The organism is Brevibacillus sp. LEMMJ03 (genome assembly GCF_007197875.1).
Taxonomy (GTDB): domain Bacteria; phylum Bacillota; class Bacilli; order Brevibacillales; family Brevibacillaceae; genus Brevibacillus; species Brevibacillus thermoruber.
Genome location: NZ_VKJN01000003.1, coordinates 300,572 through 317,850, shown reverse-complemented (window position 1 = coordinate 317,850; position 17,279 = coordinate 300,572). Strand labels below are relative to the sequence as shown.

Sequence of the window (17,279 nt, the reverse complement as noted above, 5' to 3'; positions counted from 1 at the left end):
TTTTCTCGTCGATTTGTGTACAATACATACTGAATGCAATGGAAAGCGAGGTACATCCTTCCGATGAAAGATCCCCGTATCGACAAACTGGCCGATGTCCTGGTGAACTACTCGACGCGCGTCCAGCGCGGTGAAAACGTTCTCATCTACGCGATCGGCGCGGTAAGCGAACTGGTTCGCGCCGTCATTCGCAAGGTGTACGAGGCGGGCGGCAACCCGTACGTGCAGTTGATCGACCAAACGATCCAGCGGGAACTCCTGCTCGGCGCAAACGAAACGCAGTTGGGCGTGATGCGCGACGCGGAGGTTTCCTTCATGAAGCAAATGGACTGCTACATCGGCATCCGCGGCGGCGACAACATCAGCGAGCTGTCCGACGTACCGGGGGACAAGATGCAGCTCTACTCCAAGCTCCTGCTTCGTCCCGTGCTGGACGTGCGCGTGCCGGAGACGAAGTGGGTCGTGCTGCGCTACCCCAACGCGTCCATGGCCCAGTTGGCCAACATGAGCACCGATGCCTTCGAAGACTTCTACTTCAAGGTCTGCACCCTGGATTACGGCAAGATGGACAAGGCGATGGACAGCCTCGTCGAGCTGATGGAAAAGACGGACAAGGTGCGCATCACCGGCCCGGGCACCGATCTCACCTTTTCCATCAAAGGCATTCCGGCGATCAAGTGCGCCGGGCAAGCCAACATCCCGGACGGCGAAGTGTTCACCGCTCCCGTCCGCGACTCCGTCAACGGCGTCATCAGCTACAACACCCCGTCGCCGTACCAGGGCTACACGTTTGACAACATCAAGCTGACCTTCAAGGACGGCAAAATCGTCGACGCGACCGCCAACGACACGAAGCGGATCAACGAAGTGTTCGACACGGACGAAGGCGCGCGCTACATCGGCGAATTTGCCATCGGGGTCAACCCGTACATCCAGAACCCGATGAAAGACATCCTGTTCGACGAAAAAATCGACGGCAGCTTCCACTTCACGCCCGGTCAGGCCTACGACGAAGCGTTCAACGGCAACAAGTCGTCCATCCACTGGGACCTGGTCTGCATCCAGCGTCCGGAGTGGGGCGGCGGCGAGATCTGGTTCGACGATCGCCTGATCCGCAAAGACGGCCGCTTTGTCGTTCCGGAGCTGGAATGCCTCAACCCGGAAAACCTGAAATAACGCAACATGCGCCGCACAAAAAAGCGAAGGGACGCAGCATCCCTTCGCTTTTTTATGTCCGCTCTCCCCGCTCGCTGCGGATCGGACGGTCCCGTCCGTTCCTACAGGGTACAGGCGGGCTCCTGTTTCAGCAGGGCCGGCATTTTTTGTTCCAAAAACGCAATCGTGGTCTCCAGGTGGTGGATCGTGTACTCCCAGCAAAATCGCTGGTATTCGTCAAAGTGCTGCTGCAGTTTCTGGTACGAACGGCGGCTCTGCTGCAGCATGTGCCGCTGCATCTCCAGACAGCTCTGCAGCAGTTCTCTTTGCTCCTCCGGCGTGCGGCTCTTGCCGAAGAAGATTTTTACCAGCATGTCGGAACGCAGCACCGGCGGCAGAATCGGGGTCTGAATCTCCTTGCGGAACGCCTCCCGACCGGCCTCCGTGATACTGTACAGGATCTTGTTCGGCTTGCCCGACTGGATGACCTCCTGCTTGGTCACGTATCCTTCTTCCTCCAGCTTGCGGAGCGCCGGGTAAATGGCTCCGAAGCTGGCGTCATAGAAAAAGCCGATGCTGTTGGAAAACGCCTGTTTGATATCGTACCCGCTCATCTCTCCGTAGCTCAAAAATCCGAGAATAATTGTTTTGACATCCATCTCTCTACATCCCTCCAACACGCTGTCTGCTCTCTCTCGCGAATGTGCTTTATGTTCAAAATATTCTCTATATGTATTATAAGCACTTTCTTATGATTATACCAATCCTATTTCTTTATTATATCAATCAAAAATATTGATATATCCCTTCCGTGGATTTTTGGGCGTCCCTTCCCCCCCGCCGTGCCATAAGATGATACATACCTATCTGCTGTGGGGGGAGATACCGTGAAAAGTAAAAAATGGTCCCATTACACCAAAGTCAAGTACCCTGTGAGCAGCAGTTTGCATCCTCTCAATTTTTTCGTGCCGATTGTGGAGCGCGTCAAGGAAGGCGTCGTCTCCATTGTGACCGAGGATGCGCCCCACGGGCACAACGTGGAATCGCTGATCCGCAGTCTGATCACCGACGAGTCCCCGCTTCCCTCCGAGCGGAGTTACGGCTCCGGTTTTATATTTCATCCCAAAGGATACATTCTAACCAGCGAGCACGTGGTCGGAAAATCGCGGACCATCCTCGTCAAGCTGTACAACGGGAAGGTGTATGAAGCGAAACGCGTGCTGGCCGACCGCGTCCGCGACTACGCCGTCATCAAAATCGACGCGGATTGCAAACTGACCCCGCTGCGGCTGGGCAGCTCATCCGACACGAAGGTGGGCGAATGGGTCATCAGCATTGGTTCCCCGCCTGCCGCCATAGAGGCAAACTGAAGACAGGATTTCCCCATGCGCCAGTCATCACCCATGCGCCTGCTTGGGGGTGGCGGTCCCTGCCCCCGGAACGCCGACGCGGGAAACGGGCGTCCGCCCGACCGGTCACCTGTGTGCATAGCGGGACCGTTCGCGGGAGACAACATGACGAGAGCCGATTGGCGGTGAATGCAACTTACCTTTCTCAAGTAAGTGTGTTACAATTAAGGGCAATACAAAAAGCTGTTTCACAGAGGTGACACCGACGTGGGTCAAGAATTTGCTGGCGAGCAAATGTGCCCGAAGTACGAAGGGGCCATGAACATTCTCGGCAAGAGATGGACCGGATTGATCATCCATGTGCTGCTGCTCGGGGCTGTCCGCTTCAAGGACATCCGCGAAATGGTGCCGCACATGAGCGATAAAATGCTGTCGGAACGATTGAAAGAACTGGAGGAACTGGGCATCCTGGAACGCAAGGTGTTTCCGGAAATTCCCGTCCGCATCGAATACCATCTCACGGAAAAAGGAAAAGACCTGCGCCCCGTAATCGAATCGATTCACGCCTGGGGCCAGAAGTGGATGTAGCCGGCCGCACCGGCTGATCCGCGCCCCGCTGCGTTCCGCCGGGAACGACGGCGGGGCTTTTTTGGCTGTCCAGGCATACGCGCCGCCTCCCTGCTGTAGACTCTACCATCCGCGATGAGGGAAGGTGGTTCGATGAGAACGGCTGTCTACGTTCGCGTCAGTACGGAGGAACAGGCAAAGGAAGGATTTTCCGTGGCAGCCCAGCGGGAACGGCTGCTCGCCTACATCCGCTCCCAGGGCTGGACGCTGGCGGACATTTACGCCGACGAAGGCGAGAGCGCCAAGGATACGCGCCGGCCTGCGCTGCAGCGGATGCTGGCAGACGTGCGGCAGGGGCGGGTAGACGTCGTGCTGGTGTACCGGCTGGACCGCCTGACCCGCTCCGTCCTGGACCTGTACCGGCTGCTGAGCCAGTTTGAACGGCACGGCGTCCGCTTCAAAAGCTGCACGGAAGTCTACGACACGACGACGGCGATCGGTCGGCTGTTCATCACGCTGGTGGCGGCTCTGGCCCAATGGGAACGGGAAAACCTGGCGGAGCGGGTGAAGCTGGGGATGGAGCAGATGGTGCGGGAGCGAAAACGGCCGGGCGGCCCCCCGCCCTACGGATACGAATGGCGGGACGGCCGGCTGGCGGTGCATCCGACAGAGGGGGATGCGGTGCGCGGCATGTTCCGGCACTTTCTGGCCGGATGGTCTCCCCGGCAGATCGCGGAATGGGCCAACCAAGAGGGCTTTCGCGGAAAACACGGCGCCCGCTGGAGCGCCGGCGCGGTGACCCGCCTGTTGAAAAATCCGGTGTACTACGGGGCCCTGCGGTGGAACTACGCGGAAGGCGGCCAGCGGCTCAACCGGCCGGAGGAGTGGGTGATCGTCGAGCGGGCACACCCGGCCATCGTCGACGCCTCCACGTTTGCGGCGGCTCAACGGCGGCTTTCGGAGCGGCGGTCTCATCATCCACGGGTCCTCTCTTCACCGTTCATCTTTTCCGGCCTCCTGTACTGCTCCCGCTGCGGCTCGCCGATGCGCGGCAAGACGGCCCATACCAACAAGCCCAACGGCAAACGGTACACGCACCACTATTACCTGTGCAAAAACAGGCAGAAGGGCGGGTGCCAGGCCCCCGCGATCCGCGAAGACCGCCTGGCCCGGGAAGTGATCAGCCACCTCCTCCGCTATCGGGAGGAACTCCGTGCGGCCTGCCGCGAAGCCGTCTCGTCCGGGGCGCCACCAACGGAATGGGAGGCGGCCCAGGCGCTGCTGCAAAAATGCAGGCAAAAGCGGAAGCGCTGGGAAGACGCCTACGCCGAAGGGGTCATCACGCTGGCGGAGTATCGCGCCAAACTCGGAGAGCTGAAGCGGGCGGAACGGGAGGCGCAGGCCACGGGGCGGCGCTGCCCTCCTGCGGGCGGGCCGGACGAGTGGCAGGAAGCGCTGGCCGACTGGTCCTCCATCTGGGAGTGGGCCACGCGGGAAGAGCGCCGGCAGTTGGCGGACATCCTGCTCCACCGTCTGGAAGCGGAGGCGTGTCCGTCAGCGTCCGCCCCCGGGCTGGCCGTGCGCCTCACGCTGCTCGCGTTTCGCTGACGCGGTTTGCCCCTACGGGAGCAGACGGTTCCCCGCTGGGTCTGGAAAACTCCGTCACGGCCGGCATCATCAGCGCCAAAAACCGGCGCCTGCAGGTGGCCAAGCGGATGTACGAGGATATTTTTCAGACGGACGCGGCCATCAACCCCGGCAACAGCGGCGGCCCGCTGATCAATCTGAACGGCGAAGTGGTCGGACTCAACGCGTTCATCATTCAATCCAGCCAATGTCTCGGGTTTGCCATCGGCATCGACGCGCTGAAAGAGCGGTTGGGACAGTTCGTGTTCACCTAAGCCCCTCTTCGTCCCGTCCGGCCGATGATGCCGCCGCCCCGCCGCATTGGCTTTTGCCCCCAACAAAAAACCCCGTCTACCGTGGTGACGGGGCTTGTTTTTCAAAGGCAATCAGGTACACGCCGCTGCCCTGCTGGTTGAGCTGTTGTTCCGCCTGCTTCAGCTGCTGAAGCTGGGCCTCCGTCAAGCGGGCAATCGGCAGTTCGTCGAGCCGGTTCTGTTTCACGTGCCATTCCTCCGTTTGATGTCAGACTCGCTGTCTAGTCTGCCCACTCCGGAGGCTATGTATTTACGCCACGTGCAGGAGCGCCTTGGCAATGGCGGCACAAGAACGCTTGCAGAACACAATCGGCAGTTCCCGGTCTTTTGCCTGATTTTTTACCGTCTTGGCCAGATTGTGGTTGACGAAGTCGGTCAACACCAAAATCATGTGGACGCCGGTCGGGATTTTCACGCCGGTTTGGGAGCTTTTCCGGCCGGTCACGTGATGAATCTCGGTAAATCCTTGATCTTGCAGAAAATCAACGATATTGCCCAGGCGGTCACCGCCGATGACGAGAATGGACGACATTTCAAATTCCCTCCTACATGAATGGTTCTCTGACTCGTTGTATGTGGTGCCTCGCTTGTTTTCTAATTGATAATGAATCTCACTCTTATTGATAAATATTATCATTCCCAATTAGCTTTGACAATACTCTCCGTGGTAACATTTTTGTGTCAGCCGGAATACTAAGAACGACTCTGCATTGTTCTTTCCCGGTGCTTTTTTCCAGCGGTATGATATAATGAAGACACACATCACCAGTGAGGAGGTAGCGTTGGGTGCAAGAGATGTCGCAACTGCACGCCATATTTACCCGCACCAGCGGCTTTATCGAGCGCTTCATGGGCATCATCCAGCCGATTATCGACGCGGCGCAGGATGAGCATACCCGCCTGTACTATCACCACATTTTGGAAGAAGAAGAGCAGCGCCTCGGCCGCCTGAACGAACTGATTCCCTACCTCGGCTCCCTCATCGACGGGAACAAGGCGGAACAGCTCAGCGACCGGGAACTTTCCCGCCTGCTTTCTGACATAAACCTGGAGCGTTTCGGCCTGCACAACTTCCGCGAGCACCTGGAACTCTCCCTGTACGAGTTTCAGGACGAGGAGACGCGCAGTGCCCTGAACAGCATGCGCGAAGCGACACAGGAAGATTACCTCCGCGTCAAGGAGATCATCGCCGCGCTGAGCGAACGCTTTTCCGACGGCGACCGCCGTCCTGATCTGACGGACCACGACGAAGGGCACGACATTCACCAGGTGGATCACCTGAAGGCTTCCGCGGCACAGACAGGAGCCGCCCATGCAGGGAAAGCGCCGGGAGCCGCACAGACCGCTTCCGCCCCGGCCGCCAAAAAAGGATTGACCGTCGGCAGTTTGAAAGGATTGTAAGAGGCCGTTTCGGCTCTGCCGCCTACACCGCTTCATCACCATTTCGAACGATTTGGAGGTACAACGATGGACAAGCTCCGCAAGTTTCCCGACTCTCCCTTGACGAATGACGAGTGGCGCCAACTGGACGAGACCGTCGTCGAGATGGCCCGCCGCCAACTGGTCGGACGCCGCTTTATCGATATCTACGGACCGCTTGGCGAAGGCATCCAGACGATCACCAACGACATTTACGAGGAATCCCGCTTCGGGGGGTTAAGCCTGCGCGGCGAATCCCTGGAGCTGACCCAGCCGAGCCGGCGGGTCAGCCTGACCATCCCGATCCTGTACAAAGACTTCGTGCTGTACTGGCGCGACGTCGCCCAGGCCCGCACCCTGGGGATGCCTCTGGACATGAGCGCCGCAGCCAATGCGGCCGCAGGATGCGCCCTTATGGAAGACGACCTGATTTTCAACGGCTCCGCGGAGTTTGATCTGCCCGGCCTGATGAACGTCAAGGGTCGCCTCACCCACCTGAAGAGCGACTGGATGGAATCCGGCAACGCGTTTGCCGACATCGTCGAGGCCCGCAACAAGCTGTTGAAAATGGGACACAGCGGCCCGTACGCGCTGGTCGTCTCTCCGGAGCTGTACTCGCTTCTGCACCGCGTCCACAAGGGGACCAACGTCCTGGAAATCGAGCACATTCGCAATCTGGTGACCGACGGGGTGTACCAATCCCCCACCATCAAGGGACGCACCGGCGTGCTGGTTGCCACCGGCCGGCACAACCTGGACCTGGCGATCGCCGAAGACTTCGACACGGCGTTCCTCGGCGACGAGCAGATGAACAGCTTCTTCCGCGTCTACGAGTGCGTCGTGCTCCGCATCAAGCGGCCGAGCGCCATCTGCACGCTGGAAGAAACGGAGGAATGAGTCCGCAGACGCGGGGCTTTCGCTTGCTGCGAATCAACCAAAAAGTGAGCGGCTGTCTCCCGTTCGGAGAGCAGCCGCTCTTCTTTTTCCTGCCCAGGCTGTGATCATCTTCCCTTACTCCGCGACAACGCGATGCAGGACGCCACGATCAGGACTCCCCCGAATACCGTGAGCAGATCGGGCACTTCCGCCCAAAACAAGAAGAGTCCTCCATGACAGAGGACTCTTTCGTGTGAGGATCACGCTGTTCCGGCAGCCGCTTTCGTACGGTCGGCTGCTTACTGCGCCGCAACGGCGGTGTATGCGGCAAATGCGCTGTACAGGCGGCTGATGGCCAGCTTGGTATCTTCCCTGTTCAACAGGGTGTAGTTGAGCCGCATCGTGTTCACCTGCGGTTCGGCCGCGTAAAACGGGATGCCCGGAACGAACGCGACGCCTTCGCGCACGGCCTGGGCAAGCAGTTTTTCCGAATGGACGTGCTCCGGCAGCTTCACCCAGAGGAACATGCCTCCCCGCGGCTTGTTCCAGGTAACGCCGCTCCAATTCTGGCTGGCCAGCAGTTGGTGCATCCATTCCATCCGCTCCTGGTAGGCGGCGCGGATTTTGCCGATGTGGGCGTCCAGATCAAAGTGGGACAGCAGTTGATGCAGCGCGATCTGGTCAATGGAGCTGGAGTGCAGGTCGACCGCCTGTTTCGCTTTGACCATCGTCTGGATCACCTGAGCGTCTCCGATCGCCCAGCCGATCCGCAGCGCCGGCGCCACCGTTTTCGAAAAAGTGCTGGTGTAGACGACCGCCGAACCGTCGGGATGCTGATCCAGCGAGAAGATGGTCGGATACGGCCCCTCCCCGTCAAACTGAATCTCGCCGTACGGGTCGTCTTCCAGGATCAGGATGTTGTTGTCGCGGCACTGGCGCAAGAGGCCGAGACGCCGTTCCAGACTCCATACCTTGCCGGTCGGGTTGGCAAACGTGGGAATCACATACGCCATTTTGGGACGGTACTGGGCGATCTTGCGGGCCAGATCCTCCATGTCCATGCCCTCGTCGTCCCCCTCCACCGGAACTGCGCGAATGCCGCGGAACTGAAAAAGCTGCACGGCAGCCAGATACGTGGGGTTTTCTACCAGCACGACGTCGCCTTCGTCCAGATAGACGCGACAGAGCAAGTCGACGGCCTGCTGGGAGCCGGTGGTGAGCAGCATGTTCTCCACGCCGACGTTCATGTTCTTTTGTTTCATCCGGGACGCCACCCACTCGCGCAGCGGCAGGTATCCGTCCGTCAGACCGTATTGCAGCGATTTCGGCCCTTGACTGAGCGCGCGGTCAAAAGCGCCTTTCATTTCTTCCAGCGGAAAAAACTCCTCCGCCGGCAGTCCGCCGGCCAGCGACAGCACCTGGGTGCCCTGCGTCAATTTCAGGATTTCCCGCACGGCCGAGGAGCTCAGTGCGTCAACCGAGTGTGAAAAAGAGTACTCCATGTTCCGTTCCCCCTTGATTGAGCTTATCCTTGTTGTATCACTCACGCCGGGAGAAGTCCAATCTATCCTTGCTATAAGCGGAATAGGTTTTGGCTATTGTTCTCTGATCATGACATATCAAAACGGGCCCCCTTATGTTTTAAGGAGACCCGTTCTTCTTTATCAGCCTTTATCTGCAGCTCATTTGCAAATCGTTTGAAGATGAAAGGAACCGCTCGTGATTGTAAATACCTTTATGGTGATGGATAATTGATTTTACCCGTTTCAACCAATTGCTTTACCCCAAGAAACATGAAATTCCAACCCTGTTCTGTACTGTCATGGTACTCACGAAGTGCTTGTTCAATGTCTTTCTCCGTCCAGCCTTCTTCATGAGGAACGACAATCTCTTGTGTGAAAGTCATCTCGCATCCCTTTTCAAGAGGTTTACATTCAACGGTAATCCTGTCTTCTGTGTCACTAAATTGCGGCATTTTAAAGGTAAACACCAATCGATTGGGCGGGTCAATTTCGATGTATTCACCAATTGCCCTGTAATCTTTCCCTCCACGATGATCCACAATTTCCCATGTTCCACCGACATGAGGTTCGTTCTTTGCCACTTTATTCGTCGATTCCATCGTAAACAGCCATTTTCTCATCATTTCCGGGTTGAGCCAAGCGTCAAACACTCTGTCTGCAGAGACATCAAAAGAACGTTTCATCGTTAACGTTATGGTAGATGCATGAACCATTCTCATCATCCTTTACAACGTGATTAATTAGGTGCAAATCGTTCCACAAACGTTCGCAAAAACGAAGCCATTCTGCTGCAGGAGGTAACAATTCGAGTTGAAGACGACACGTATGTGTCCGTCCTTGCACGGTCCTTTCAAGCAAGTCTGCCCGTTCTACTATTTTGATAAACCATTAGGTAGATGATTCCAGATGGATGTCGGTGTAAAACCTGAGCGGATTCAGCGGGCACCACCGGTTTCGTTACGCCAACAAGCTCATGATCACAGCGAGGATGACCTTTTTCAAACTGGACTTCGCCAGCCGGCAGGTTCACACTCTCACCTGTGACAACTGCGGACTGATTCATTGGTTTGCCAAGAACATTGATCGCCTGCGGGAGTAATTCGGGCAAGCAAAAAGGGAAGCGTGAACCGCTTCCCGTCTTTTTTCTCTGGAACGTTTTCGTCTCTTTGGCACGCCAGATTCCCCTACGCGATGCGAACAACCCGTGCCTTTTCCGTCTGCGGCAGGAACGGCAGATCGACGTGTTCCCGCGCCACGTCGAAGCCAATGTCTTCGGCAAGCAGCAGCGCTTCTTCACGGAACGTCGGCGTACAGCTTCCTTCGTTCAACTGGCACAGCCGCTTCAGGCGCTTCAGACGCTCCGCCATCTTCTCCGCGCGCATCACCTCGTTGCGCAGGTCGCATACGTTTACGTGCACCGCGTCGGCGATCATGCTGATGTCATTGACATGGACAATGAGCCGCTTGCCCTCCTCCGTGACAAAACCGAGCGAGCAATACTGCGCGCCGGACATCTCCAGCCGCGTGAGAACGGCGTTGGTAAACTCTTCGCCGGACCGCAGGCGAATCAGGCCCGCTTCGACGGCGCCGCCTACCTTGCGCTCATTGGTGATGACCGTGTACATATCGGTGTATCCGTTGATCTGATAGCGCATGACACCCTCCTGCCGAGCAAACGTGATCATTGAGATCAATTATCATTACCATACCCATCGTATAATGAAAATCATTATCTGTCAATGCTGAGAATGATTTTTACTGAGAATGTTTTTTGCACACCACCGTGTTACGGATTATTGTCTCCGCCCTTTTTCCATGCTATTCGCCCACCCGGTTTCGGGCTCTACGACACTCGCCTATTTTGGCCGGAAGTCACTTCAAAAAAATCAAACCGCCAAGGCCGTTCTGCGAACACCCTGGCGGTCAGATCTCTTTCTCTATGACATGAACTATTTTTTGCACGGGGAGAAAATACCCAAACGCTCAATCCGCTCCACCGCTTCCGCCAGCCGCTCCTCGCTGGCCAGCAGCGCGGCGCGGACGTACCCTTCGCCGGTGGGACCGAAGCCGACGCCTGGCGCGACGGCGACATGGGCCTTCTCCAGCAGCAGGTCGGCAAAATCAGCGGACGTAAACCCTTTCGGCACCGGCAGCCAGGTGAAGAACGATCCCTGCGACGGTGCCGCCTCCCAGCCGATTCGGTGCAGGTTGGAAAACAGCGCGTTGCGCCGGCTTTCGTAGACGGCGACCAGCTCGCGGACACACTGCTGGGAATCGGTCAGCGCCCGGGCCGCCGCCATCTGGATGGCGCCGAACAGGCTGCAGAAGTAGTGGTCCTGGATCAGGTTGATCAGCCGGACCAGTTCCCGGTTGCCGACCATCGCGCCGACGCGCCAGCCGGCCATGTTGTAGGTCTTGGACAGCGTGTAGAACTCCACGCCCACCTCTTTGGCCCCCGGCACCTGCAGGAAGCTGACCGGCTTCTTGCCGTCGAAGCTGATCGCTCCGTAGGCGAAGTCGTGGCAGACGACGATTTCGTGCTTGCGGGCGAAGCGGACCGTCTCTTCGAAAAATTCGAACGGCGCATTGACCGCTGTCGGATTGTTGGGATAGTTCAGGAACATCAGCTTGGCCTTGTCCAGATCCTCCCGGGCCAATTCGCCGTAGTCCGGCAGGAAGCCGTTCGCGGCGCGCAGCGGCATCATCACCATCCGCCCGTCGGCGATCGCCACGCCCGACCAGTAATCGGGATAGCCGGGGTCCGGCACCAGGGCCACATCGCCCGGATTGAGCAGCACCTGGCAGATTTCCACCAGTCCGGTCTTGCTGCCGAACAGGATGGCCACTTCCTCTTCCGGGTCCAACTCGACGTCAAACTCCTGCTTGTACCAGTGGGCGACGGCCCGTTTCAGCTCCGGACGGCCGCTGAACGGCGGGTACTTGTGGTGGACCGGCCGGGCCGCGTGGGCCTGCAGTTCCTCGACAATGTGCGGCGGCGTGGGCAGATCGGGGTTGCCCTGCCCCAGGTTGATCACGTCATGGCCGGCGGCGATGGCTTTGTTCACTTTTGCCACCAGCGAGGCAAAAAACTGCGTCGGCAGTCGGTCAATCATGGCGGACGGTTGGATGCGCATCGGTCTCTCGTTCCTTTCCCTCGGGTAAATCGTGCAGACATCGGCACGTAGGCAAAAGCCCCTTTTTCCTGTACAGAAAAAGGGGCAGATCGACATCTCCACGTTCTTATCTGTCAGGAATGCTCCTGCTGGAATTGGCACAGCATCTGCCGCCGTACAGGCAGATCCGCTGCCGGGCTTCATCGGGCCAGTCCCTCCGCCTCTCTGGATAAGGTCATTGCATGCTATTCGGTTTCGTTTGCGTTACAGCTTCATGCCAGCACACATCCGGCGGGACGGCGACCGTGCCGGCCCCTCGTTACGACGTCCGTTCAAGGCCGCCGAAGGGTCCGGACTGCGCTGGTTGGTAATCTCTTTCATACTACTTGAGCAAAACGGCAGTGTCAAGATGTCGGCTGGATGTGCACTTTGGCGCCGTCCTTCAGCAGCGTCTGGCCGCGCACGACGATTTTCTCGCCTTCCTTCAGGCCCGCCTTTACCTCCACCAGATCGCTGGATTCGGTGCCGGTCTGGACTTCCACTTTTTTCGCCGTGTCGCCTTCCAGCTTGTAGACGAACCGCTTGCCGTTCTCGTCAAAGACGGCCTTGAGCGGCACCACCAGCATGTTGGCGGCCTGCTGTTTCGCAAACTGGATGCTGACGACCATGTCCGCCTTCAGCGAGGCGTCCTGCTTGGCCAGGGAAATCTCCACCGGATACGCGCGCAGCGTCTGGTCCATCACGGGACTGATCGCGCTCACCGTGCCGTCCAGCTCCTTGGAGAGGGCGGAGATCTGGATCTTCACCTTGTCCCCTTTTTTCACCGACGTTACTTCCTCTTCGGAGAGGTTGGCCTTGACGATCAGCGGGTCGGTATCCACGATGGTGACCACCGGCGATTGCGGCGAAGCCATCTCCCCTACCTGTCCGTTGACGGCGGAGACGAAGCCGGAGATCGGGGCGGTCACCGTCGCGTTGGCCAACTGTTCACGGGCGTTTTCCAGCGAGACGCGGGCCTGTTCCACGGATGCCTGGGTGACGGCCACTCCCGTCCGCTTTTCTGCCGCCTCCAGCGCCTGCTTGGCGTTGGCATACGCCGTCTGCGCGTTTGTGAGGGTCGCCTGTGCCTGTTCCAATTGCTGAGGAGACACCGCCCCCTGATTGTACAGTTCGGACATGCGCTGGTAGTTGCGTTCCGCGTCCCGCAGCGCCTGCTCGGCCTGCACCAGACCGTTTTTCGCCTGCTGCAGCCCTTGGCTGGTGGTGGCATCACTCTGCTTCAGGTTGGCTACGGCGAGGTCGTACGCCGCCTGCGCCTGCTGCACCGCATTCACCAGGTCCGTTTTTTCCAGGGAGAAGAGCACCTGTCCCTTTTGGACATACTGCCCCAGTTTCACGTTCAACTGCACGATCTTGCCGCTCACTTTGGGCGCCAAGGTGACTTCCTTGTTGGGGGCCAGTTTCCCGGTTACCCCCGCGCGCGTGGACACGCTTCCTTTTTTCACTGTATCGACTTGTACCGGCACCGGCTTGTTTTCCGTTTGCGTCTGCTGCGTGGCCGCATCCGGAGCCGTACAACCTGCCAGGGCGACTGCCAGGGCCAGCAGCAGCCCAAGACTTCCCTTGTTCATCTTCATACCGTGTAGCCTCCTATCCCAACGTCGGCATTTCCTGGCCGGCCGATTTTTTCTGCTTGCGTTTCTCTTTGCGATTGCGCCATTTTTGACCCAGATCGTCAAACCAGGAGTAGACGACCGGAATCAGCACGAGCGTGATCAGCGTGGAGAAGCTGAGACCGAAGATGACGACAACAGCCATCGGCGCCTGCGATTCGTTCCCGTCCCCGCCGCCAAAGGCAAGCGGCGTGATCGCCAGAATCGTCGCCAGCGTCGTCATCAGAATCGGACGCAGCCGGATCGGACCTGCCTGGAGGATGGCCTCGTTCCGCTCCACGCCCCGTTTGCGCAGTTGGTTGACGTAGTCGATCAGGACGATCGCGTTGTTGACGACAATCCCGATGAGCAGGATGTACCCGATCAGCGCCGGAACGCTCAGCGGATAGCCGGTCGTAAGCAGCCCCACGACCACGCCGATGAACGTCGGCGGGATGGAGAACATGATGATAAACGGCGTAAACAGGGATTCAAACTGGCTGGCCATCACCATGTAGACCAGCGCGATCGACAGGATGATCGCCAGTCCCAGGCTTCCGAACGACTCGGCCATCTCCTTGCTCTGACCGCCGACTTCCAGCGTGTAGCCGTCCGGCAGCGACAGGGCGTTCAGCTTGGCCGTCACGTCACGGGTAACGGAGTTCAGGTCGCGTCCGACGATTTCGCTGCTGATCGTCACTTCCCGCGTCTGGTTGGTCCGTTTGATCAACTGCGGCACGTCCTGTTTGACGATCTCGGCGACGGACGAGAGGGCGACCTGCGCACCGCTCGCCGTCGGGATGCGGAGCTGCTGCAGGTAGCTGATGTCGTCCTGATACGACTTGGGCAGCATGATTTTCACGTCAATCTGGTCGTCCCCCGTCTGGTAGGTGGTGACCGTCATGCCGTCAAACGCCGTGCGCACGTTGGACAGCACCTGGCTGGTGGTCAGCCCGTACAGGCTCGCCTTTTGCGGATCGACCAGCACCTGCACTTCCTGGCGCGTCTCTTCCAGCGAGGTGGTGACGTTGCGCGTGCCCGGCACCTGCTTGATCTCGCCGGCGATGATCGAACTGATGTCTTCCAGCACGTCGAGGTTCTCCCCGCGCAAGCTCACTTCCAGCGGTGCCCCCATCGGGCCGCCCGACTGGTCCACTTCCGTTACCTCAATCTCCGCCCCCGAGATGTCGGCCAGCTTTTCGCGCAGTTGTTCCGTCACCTGCTCGGTGCTGACGGAGCGCTGATCCTTGGGGACCAGCTTCACCTGCACCTGCGCCTGGTTGGACGTGGCGTTGGCGATGATCGCGGGGCCGCCGTTGGACCCGATCGAGGTGTACAACTGCTCCAATTCCGGCAAATCCTTTACGCGTTTTTCCACTTCGGCGACGACTTTTTCCGTCTCCGACAGCATGGTGCCGTTCGGCATCTTAATGGAAATGGAAATCTGTCCTTGGTCCATCTTTGGAATAAATTCCGCGCCGACTCCGCCGGAGAGGACGATGGCGCCGACAAACAGGGCAATCGTCACGGCAAACACGGTCTTGCGGTGGCCGAGGGCCCACTTCAGCAGGCGGCCGTAGCCGCGCGCGATCTTGTTAAATCCTTTGTTGAACCACATCACCGGATTGAAGCCCCGGTAGTTGGACACTACCTCTCCTTCGGTGTGCGGCACTGTTTTCAGCCAGCGGGAACTGAGCATCGGCACCAGTGTCAGCGAAGCCAAGAGCGCCGCGATGTGCGAGTAGACGACGGTCAGCGCCAGCGGGCCAAACAGCTCGGAAGCCAGCCCTTCGACGAAGACAATCGGAGCAAATACGGCGATTTGCGCCAGCGCGGAGGCCATCACCGCCGTGCCCACTTCCTTGGAACCGAGCCGGGCCGCTTCCATCATGCTCTTACCCTGTTCCCGGTAGCGGAAGATGTTTTCCAGAATCACGACCGCGAAGTCTACCAGCGACCCCAGCCCCAGGGTCAAACCGGCCAGCGAGATCATGTTGATCGTCTGGCCGGTAAAGTACATCAGGCAGAAGGTCGCCACCACGGAGATCGGAATCACGATGGAGACGATCAGCATGGAGCGGAAGCTGTTCAAAAACAGGAACAGGATGATGATCGAGAACAGCCCGCCCACGAGCGCGTGCTCTCCGACCGTGTAGATGGAATCCTTGATAAACTTGGACGAGTCGAGAATCGTGGTCACCTTGACGTTGGGAGGCAGCACCTGTTTCAGCGCCTCCAGTTCCCGGTTGACCGCGTCCGCCACTTCGATGGTGTTGCCGCCCGAGGCTTTGGTAATGGTCAGGCCTACGCTGGGCATTCCGTTCATGAACGCCTTCTGCGTCACTTCCTTGTACGTCTCGGTGACTGTCGCCAGGTTTTTCAGCGCGATGCTGCCGTTCTGCACGCGAATCGGCGTCTCGCCGATGTCAGCTACGGAGCCGTACTCGCCGTCGACCCGGATGCTCAGCTTGGTGTCGCCCTGACGGATGACGCCGGACGAACCGGACACGTTGGTGGCCATCAAGGCCTGCTGAATCTGATCGATGCCGATCCCGTACGCGGCCAGCCGGTTCGGGTCGAGCACGACCTCGACGATCTTCTCCTGGCCGCCGGAGACGCCGACGGAGGCAACGCCTTCAATCCGCTCCAGGCGCGGCTTGATCGTGTCCTCCGCGATCGACTTCAGCTTGACGACGTCTTCTTCCCCGGTCAGGGAAAAGGTCATGATCGGTTCACTGTTAGGGTCCAGTTTCAGAATGCGGGGAGCCTTGGCGTTGTCCGGCAGGATGCCGCGGACCAGGTCCACCTTGTCCCGCATGTCCAACGCTGCCTGGTCCATGTCGGTTCCCCAGTTGAACTGCAGGATGACCTGGGAGGCCCCTTCGGCGGAGTTGGACATGATTTTGTCTACGTTGGGCACCGTTCCCAATGCTTCCTCGATGGGACGGGTCACCAGCTTTTCCACTTCGGCAGGCGTGCTGCCCTCTACGGTGGTGACGACCACCGCCACCGGCAGATTCAGCTCCGGATACAGCTCAATCGCCAGCTTGGGCAGGGAGACGAAGCCGAAGAGGAGCAGAGCCACCGTCATCATCAGGATGGTAACGGGGCGTTGAATGGAGAATCGGGAAAGATTCATCGTGTACAGCTACCTCCCTTTTTCGGAAACGATTGTTGCCGTTTTTCCAAATAGTGTGTCAAGATCGTCAGCGATCGGCAGACAGCTTCCACGTCTTGGTCGGACATGCCGTCGAACAGCTCGTCAAAGTAGCTGTCCTGCATGAAGGGAATCCGTTGTTTGATCGCTTGCGGGGTGTCGGCAAGTTCCACCCAGACCATGCGCCGGTCCTTTTCGTCCCGCACCCGTTTGACAAAGCCGTCCCGTTCGAGCCGGTCGACGATGCCGGATACGGTGCTGTAGGAGAGGTCGATCAGCCGACTGAGTTCCCCGATGGTCCTAGGCGCCTCCATCACGGGACCCAGGACGAACATCTGCGGAATGGTCAATCCGCATTTGGTCAATTCCTGGGCGATGACGTCCAGGTAGACCTTGTTCATCAGGATCAACTGCATCGACATGCGCCTCATAGGATTCATAGGCCACACCTCTATTATTTCGCGTCACGAAACATTATGACATAGGACATATTTCGCATCAAGAAATTTTCGTGTTGAAAACGTATTA

Annotated in this window: 17 protein-coding genes and 1 riboswitch; of the genes, 7 read left to right on the top strand and 10 right to left on the bottom strand. The window is 58.5% G+C overall.

The genetic code is table 11. The annotated features are described in order from the left end of the window. Positions 1-63: 63 nt before the first annotated feature. Entirely contained in the window at positions 64-1,176 is a 1,113-nt protein-coding gene (locus FOI68_RS06190; RefSeq protein ID WP_029098692.1) for an aminopeptidase, read from the top strand. Positions 1,177-1,277: 101 nt separating this feature from the next. Here the strand turns inward: FOI68_RS06190 and FOI68_RS06185 are convergent, their stop codons facing one another. After that, a complete protein-coding gene (locus FOI68_RS06185) occupies positions 1,278-1,814 on the bottom strand; it encodes a PadR family transcriptional regulator (RefSeq protein ID WP_029098691.1) in 537 nt (178 codons plus the stop codon). A gap of 228 nt (positions 1,815-2,042) precedes the next feature. On the opposite strand from FOI68_RS06185, the gene FOI68_RS06180 reads away from it, so the two are divergent. From FOI68_RS06180 to FOI68_RS06165, 4 genes are all read left to right on the top strand, one after another. Beyond that, positions 2,043-2,525 carry a S1C family serine protease gene (locus FOI68_RS06180; RefSeq protein ID WP_143862624.1) on the top strand — a complete coding sequence of 161 codons (483 nt, stop codon included), beginning with the start codon at positions 2,043-2,045 and terminating at the stop codon, positions 2,523-2,525. 246 nt (positions 2,526-2,771) lie between these two features. Then, the gene (locus tag FOI68_RS06175; RefSeq protein WP_029098690.1) at positions 2,772-3,092 is read left to right on the top strand and encodes a winged helix-turn-helix transcriptional regulator; all 321 of its coding nucleotides are present in this window, start codon (positions 2,772-2,774) and stop codon (positions 3,090-3,092) included. 132 nt (positions 3,093-3,224) lie between these two features. Then, complete coding sequence (locus tag FOI68_RS06170; protein ID WP_143862623.1) at positions 3,225-4,679, top strand: recombinase family protein; 1,455 nt, start codon at positions 3,225-3,227, stop codon at positions 4,677-4,679. Then, the gene (locus FOI68_RS06165; protein WP_269320169.1) at positions 4,619-4,972 is read left to right on the top strand and encodes a S1C family serine protease; all 354 of its coding nucleotides are present in this window, start codon (positions 4,619-4,621) and stop codon (positions 4,970-4,972) included. Before FOI68_RS06170 ends, FOI68_RS06165 begins: the two co-directional genes overlap by 61 nt. A 76-nt stretch (positions 4,973-5,048) precedes the next feature. On the opposite strand, the gene FOI68_RS23310 is transcribed toward FOI68_RS06165, so the two are convergent. Then, positions 5,049-5,198 (bottom strand): hypothetical protein, encoded by a 150-nt coding sequence (locus FOI68_RS23310; protein ID WP_162836710.1) that lies wholly within the window; start codon positions 5,196-5,198, stop codon positions 5,049-5,051. Between the two features lie 63 nt (positions 5,199-5,261). Next, positions 5,262-5,543 carry a DUF2325 domain-containing protein gene (locus tag FOI68_RS06160; protein WP_029098687.1) on the bottom strand — a complete coding sequence of 94 codons (282 nt, stop codon included), beginning with the start codon at positions 5,541-5,543 and terminating at the stop codon, positions 5,262-5,264. 254 nt (positions 5,544-5,797) lie between these two features. Between FOI68_RS06160 and FOI68_RS06155 the strand changes: the two genes are divergently transcribed. Then, positions 5,798-6,412, top strand: a complete 615-nt coding sequence (locus tag FOI68_RS06155) for an IMEF encapsulin system ferritin-like cargo protein (RefSeq protein WP_035299848.1) — start codon at positions 5,798-5,800, stop codon at positions 6,410-6,412. Positions 6,413-6,478: 66 nt separating this feature from the next. Continuing rightward, on the top strand, positions 6,479-7,327 hold the full coding sequence (locus tag FOI68_RS06150) for a family 1 encapsulin nanocompartment shell protein (RefSeq protein ID WP_044897355.1): 849 nt from the start codon (positions 6,479-6,481) through the stop codon (positions 7,325-7,327). Between the two features lie 278 nt (positions 7,328-7,605). Here the strand turns inward: FOI68_RS06150 and FOI68_RS06140 are convergent, their stop codons facing one another. The 7 genes from FOI68_RS06140 to FOI68_RS06110 all read right to left on the bottom strand — a co-directional run bounded on the left by FOI68_RS06140 (position 7,606) and on the right by FOI68_RS06110 (position 17,191). Further along, positions 7,606-8,808 carry an aminotransferase-like domain-containing protein gene (locus FOI68_RS06140; RefSeq protein WP_029098684.1) on the bottom strand — a complete coding sequence of 401 codons (1,203 nt, stop codon included), beginning with the start codon at positions 8,806-8,808 and terminating at the stop codon, positions 7,606-7,608. A gap of 233 nt (positions 8,809-9,041) precedes the next feature. After that, the gene (locus FOI68_RS06135) at positions 9,042-9,542 is read right to left on the bottom strand and encodes an SRPBCC family protein (protein WP_143862622.1); all 501 of its coding nucleotides are present in this window, start codon (positions 9,540-9,542) and stop codon (positions 9,042-9,044) included. A gap of 471 nt (positions 9,543-10,013) precedes the next feature. After that, complete coding sequence (locus tag FOI68_RS06130; RefSeq protein ID WP_044897358.1) at positions 10,014-10,484, bottom strand: hypothetical protein; 471 nt, start codon at positions 10,482-10,484, stop codon at positions 10,014-10,016. A 294-nt stretch (positions 10,485-10,778) separates the two neighbouring features. Beyond that, on the bottom strand, positions 10,779-11,963 hold the full coding sequence (locus tag FOI68_RS06125) for a pyridoxal phosphate-dependent aminotransferase (protein ID WP_029098681.1): 1,185 nt from the start codon (positions 11,961-11,963) through the stop codon (positions 10,779-10,781). 103 nt (positions 11,964-12,066) lie between these two features. After that, positions 12,067-12,178, bottom strand: a riboswitch (SAM riboswitch). Positions 12,179-12,346: 168 nt separating this feature from the next. After that, positions 12,347-13,579: an efflux RND transporter periplasmic adaptor subunit gene (locus FOI68_RS06120; protein WP_029098680.1), complete on the bottom strand. Its 1,233-nt coding sequence runs from the start codon at positions 13,577-13,579 to the stop codon at positions 12,347-12,349. Positions 13,580-13,592: 13 nt separating this feature from the next. Further along, positions 13,593-16,733 carry an efflux RND transporter permease subunit gene (locus tag FOI68_RS06115; RefSeq protein ID WP_044897360.1) on the bottom strand — a complete coding sequence of 1,047 codons (3,141 nt, stop codon included), beginning with the start codon at positions 16,731-16,733 and terminating at the stop codon, positions 13,593-13,595. Next, positions 16,730-17,191, bottom strand: coding sequence for a MarR family winged helix-turn-helix transcriptional regulator (locus tag FOI68_RS06110; protein WP_081656474.1), 462 nt, complete (start codon positions 17,189-17,191; stop codon positions 16,730-16,732). The genes FOI68_RS06115 and FOI68_RS06110 overlap by 4 nt, the downstream gene beginning before the upstream one ends. Between the last annotated feature and the right edge of the window lie 88 nt (positions 17,192-17,279).

Excerpts from the sequence above, each read along its gene's own strand:
- FOI68_RS06190 (WP_029098692.1), top strand. The coding sequence starts at position 64 with ATGAAAGATCCCCGTATCGACAAACTGGCCGATGTCCTGGTGAACTAC.
- FOI68_RS06185 (WP_029098691.1), bottom strand. The coding sequence starts at position 1,814 with ATGGATGTCAAAACAATTATTCTCGGATTTTTGAGCTACGGAGAGATG.
- FOI68_RS06170 (WP_143862623.1), top strand. The coding sequence starts at position 3,225 with ATGAGAACGGCTGTCTACGTTCGCGTCAGTACGGAGGAACAGGCAAAG.
- FOI68_RS06160 (WP_029098687.1), bottom strand. The coding sequence starts at position 5,543 with ATGTCGTCCATTCTCGTCATCGGCGGTGACCGCCTGGGCAATATCGTT.
- FOI68_RS06150 (WP_044897355.1), top strand. The coding sequence starts at position 6,479 with ATGGACAAGCTCCGCAAGTTTCCCGACTCTCCCTTGACGAATGACGAG.
- FOI68_RS06140 (WP_029098684.1), bottom strand. The coding sequence starts at position 8,808 with ATGGAGTACTCTTTTTCACACTCGGTTGACGCACTGAGCTCCTCGGCC.
- FOI68_RS06135 (WP_143862622.1), bottom strand. The coding sequence starts at position 9,542 with ATGGTTCATGCATCTACCATAACGTTAACGATGAAACGTTCTTTTGAT.
- FOI68_RS06130 (WP_044897358.1), bottom strand. The coding sequence starts at position 10,484 with ATGCGCTATCAGATCAACGGATACACCGATATGTACACGGTCATCACC.
- FOI68_RS06125 (WP_029098681.1), bottom strand. The coding sequence starts at position 11,963 with ATGCGCATCCAACCGTCCGCCATGATTGACCGACTGCCGACGCAGTTT.
- FOI68_RS06120 (WP_029098680.1), bottom strand. The coding sequence starts at position 13,579 with ATGAAGATGAACAAGGGAAGTCTTGGGCTGCTGCTGGCCCTGGCAGTC.
- FOI68_RS06115 (WP_044897360.1), bottom strand. The coding sequence starts at position 16,733 with ATGAATCTTTCCCGATTCTCCATTCAACGCCCCGTTACCATCCTGATG.
- FOI68_RS06110 (WP_081656474.1), bottom strand. The coding sequence starts at position 17,191 with ATGAATCCTATGAGGCGCATGTCGATGCAGTTGATCCTGATGAACAAG.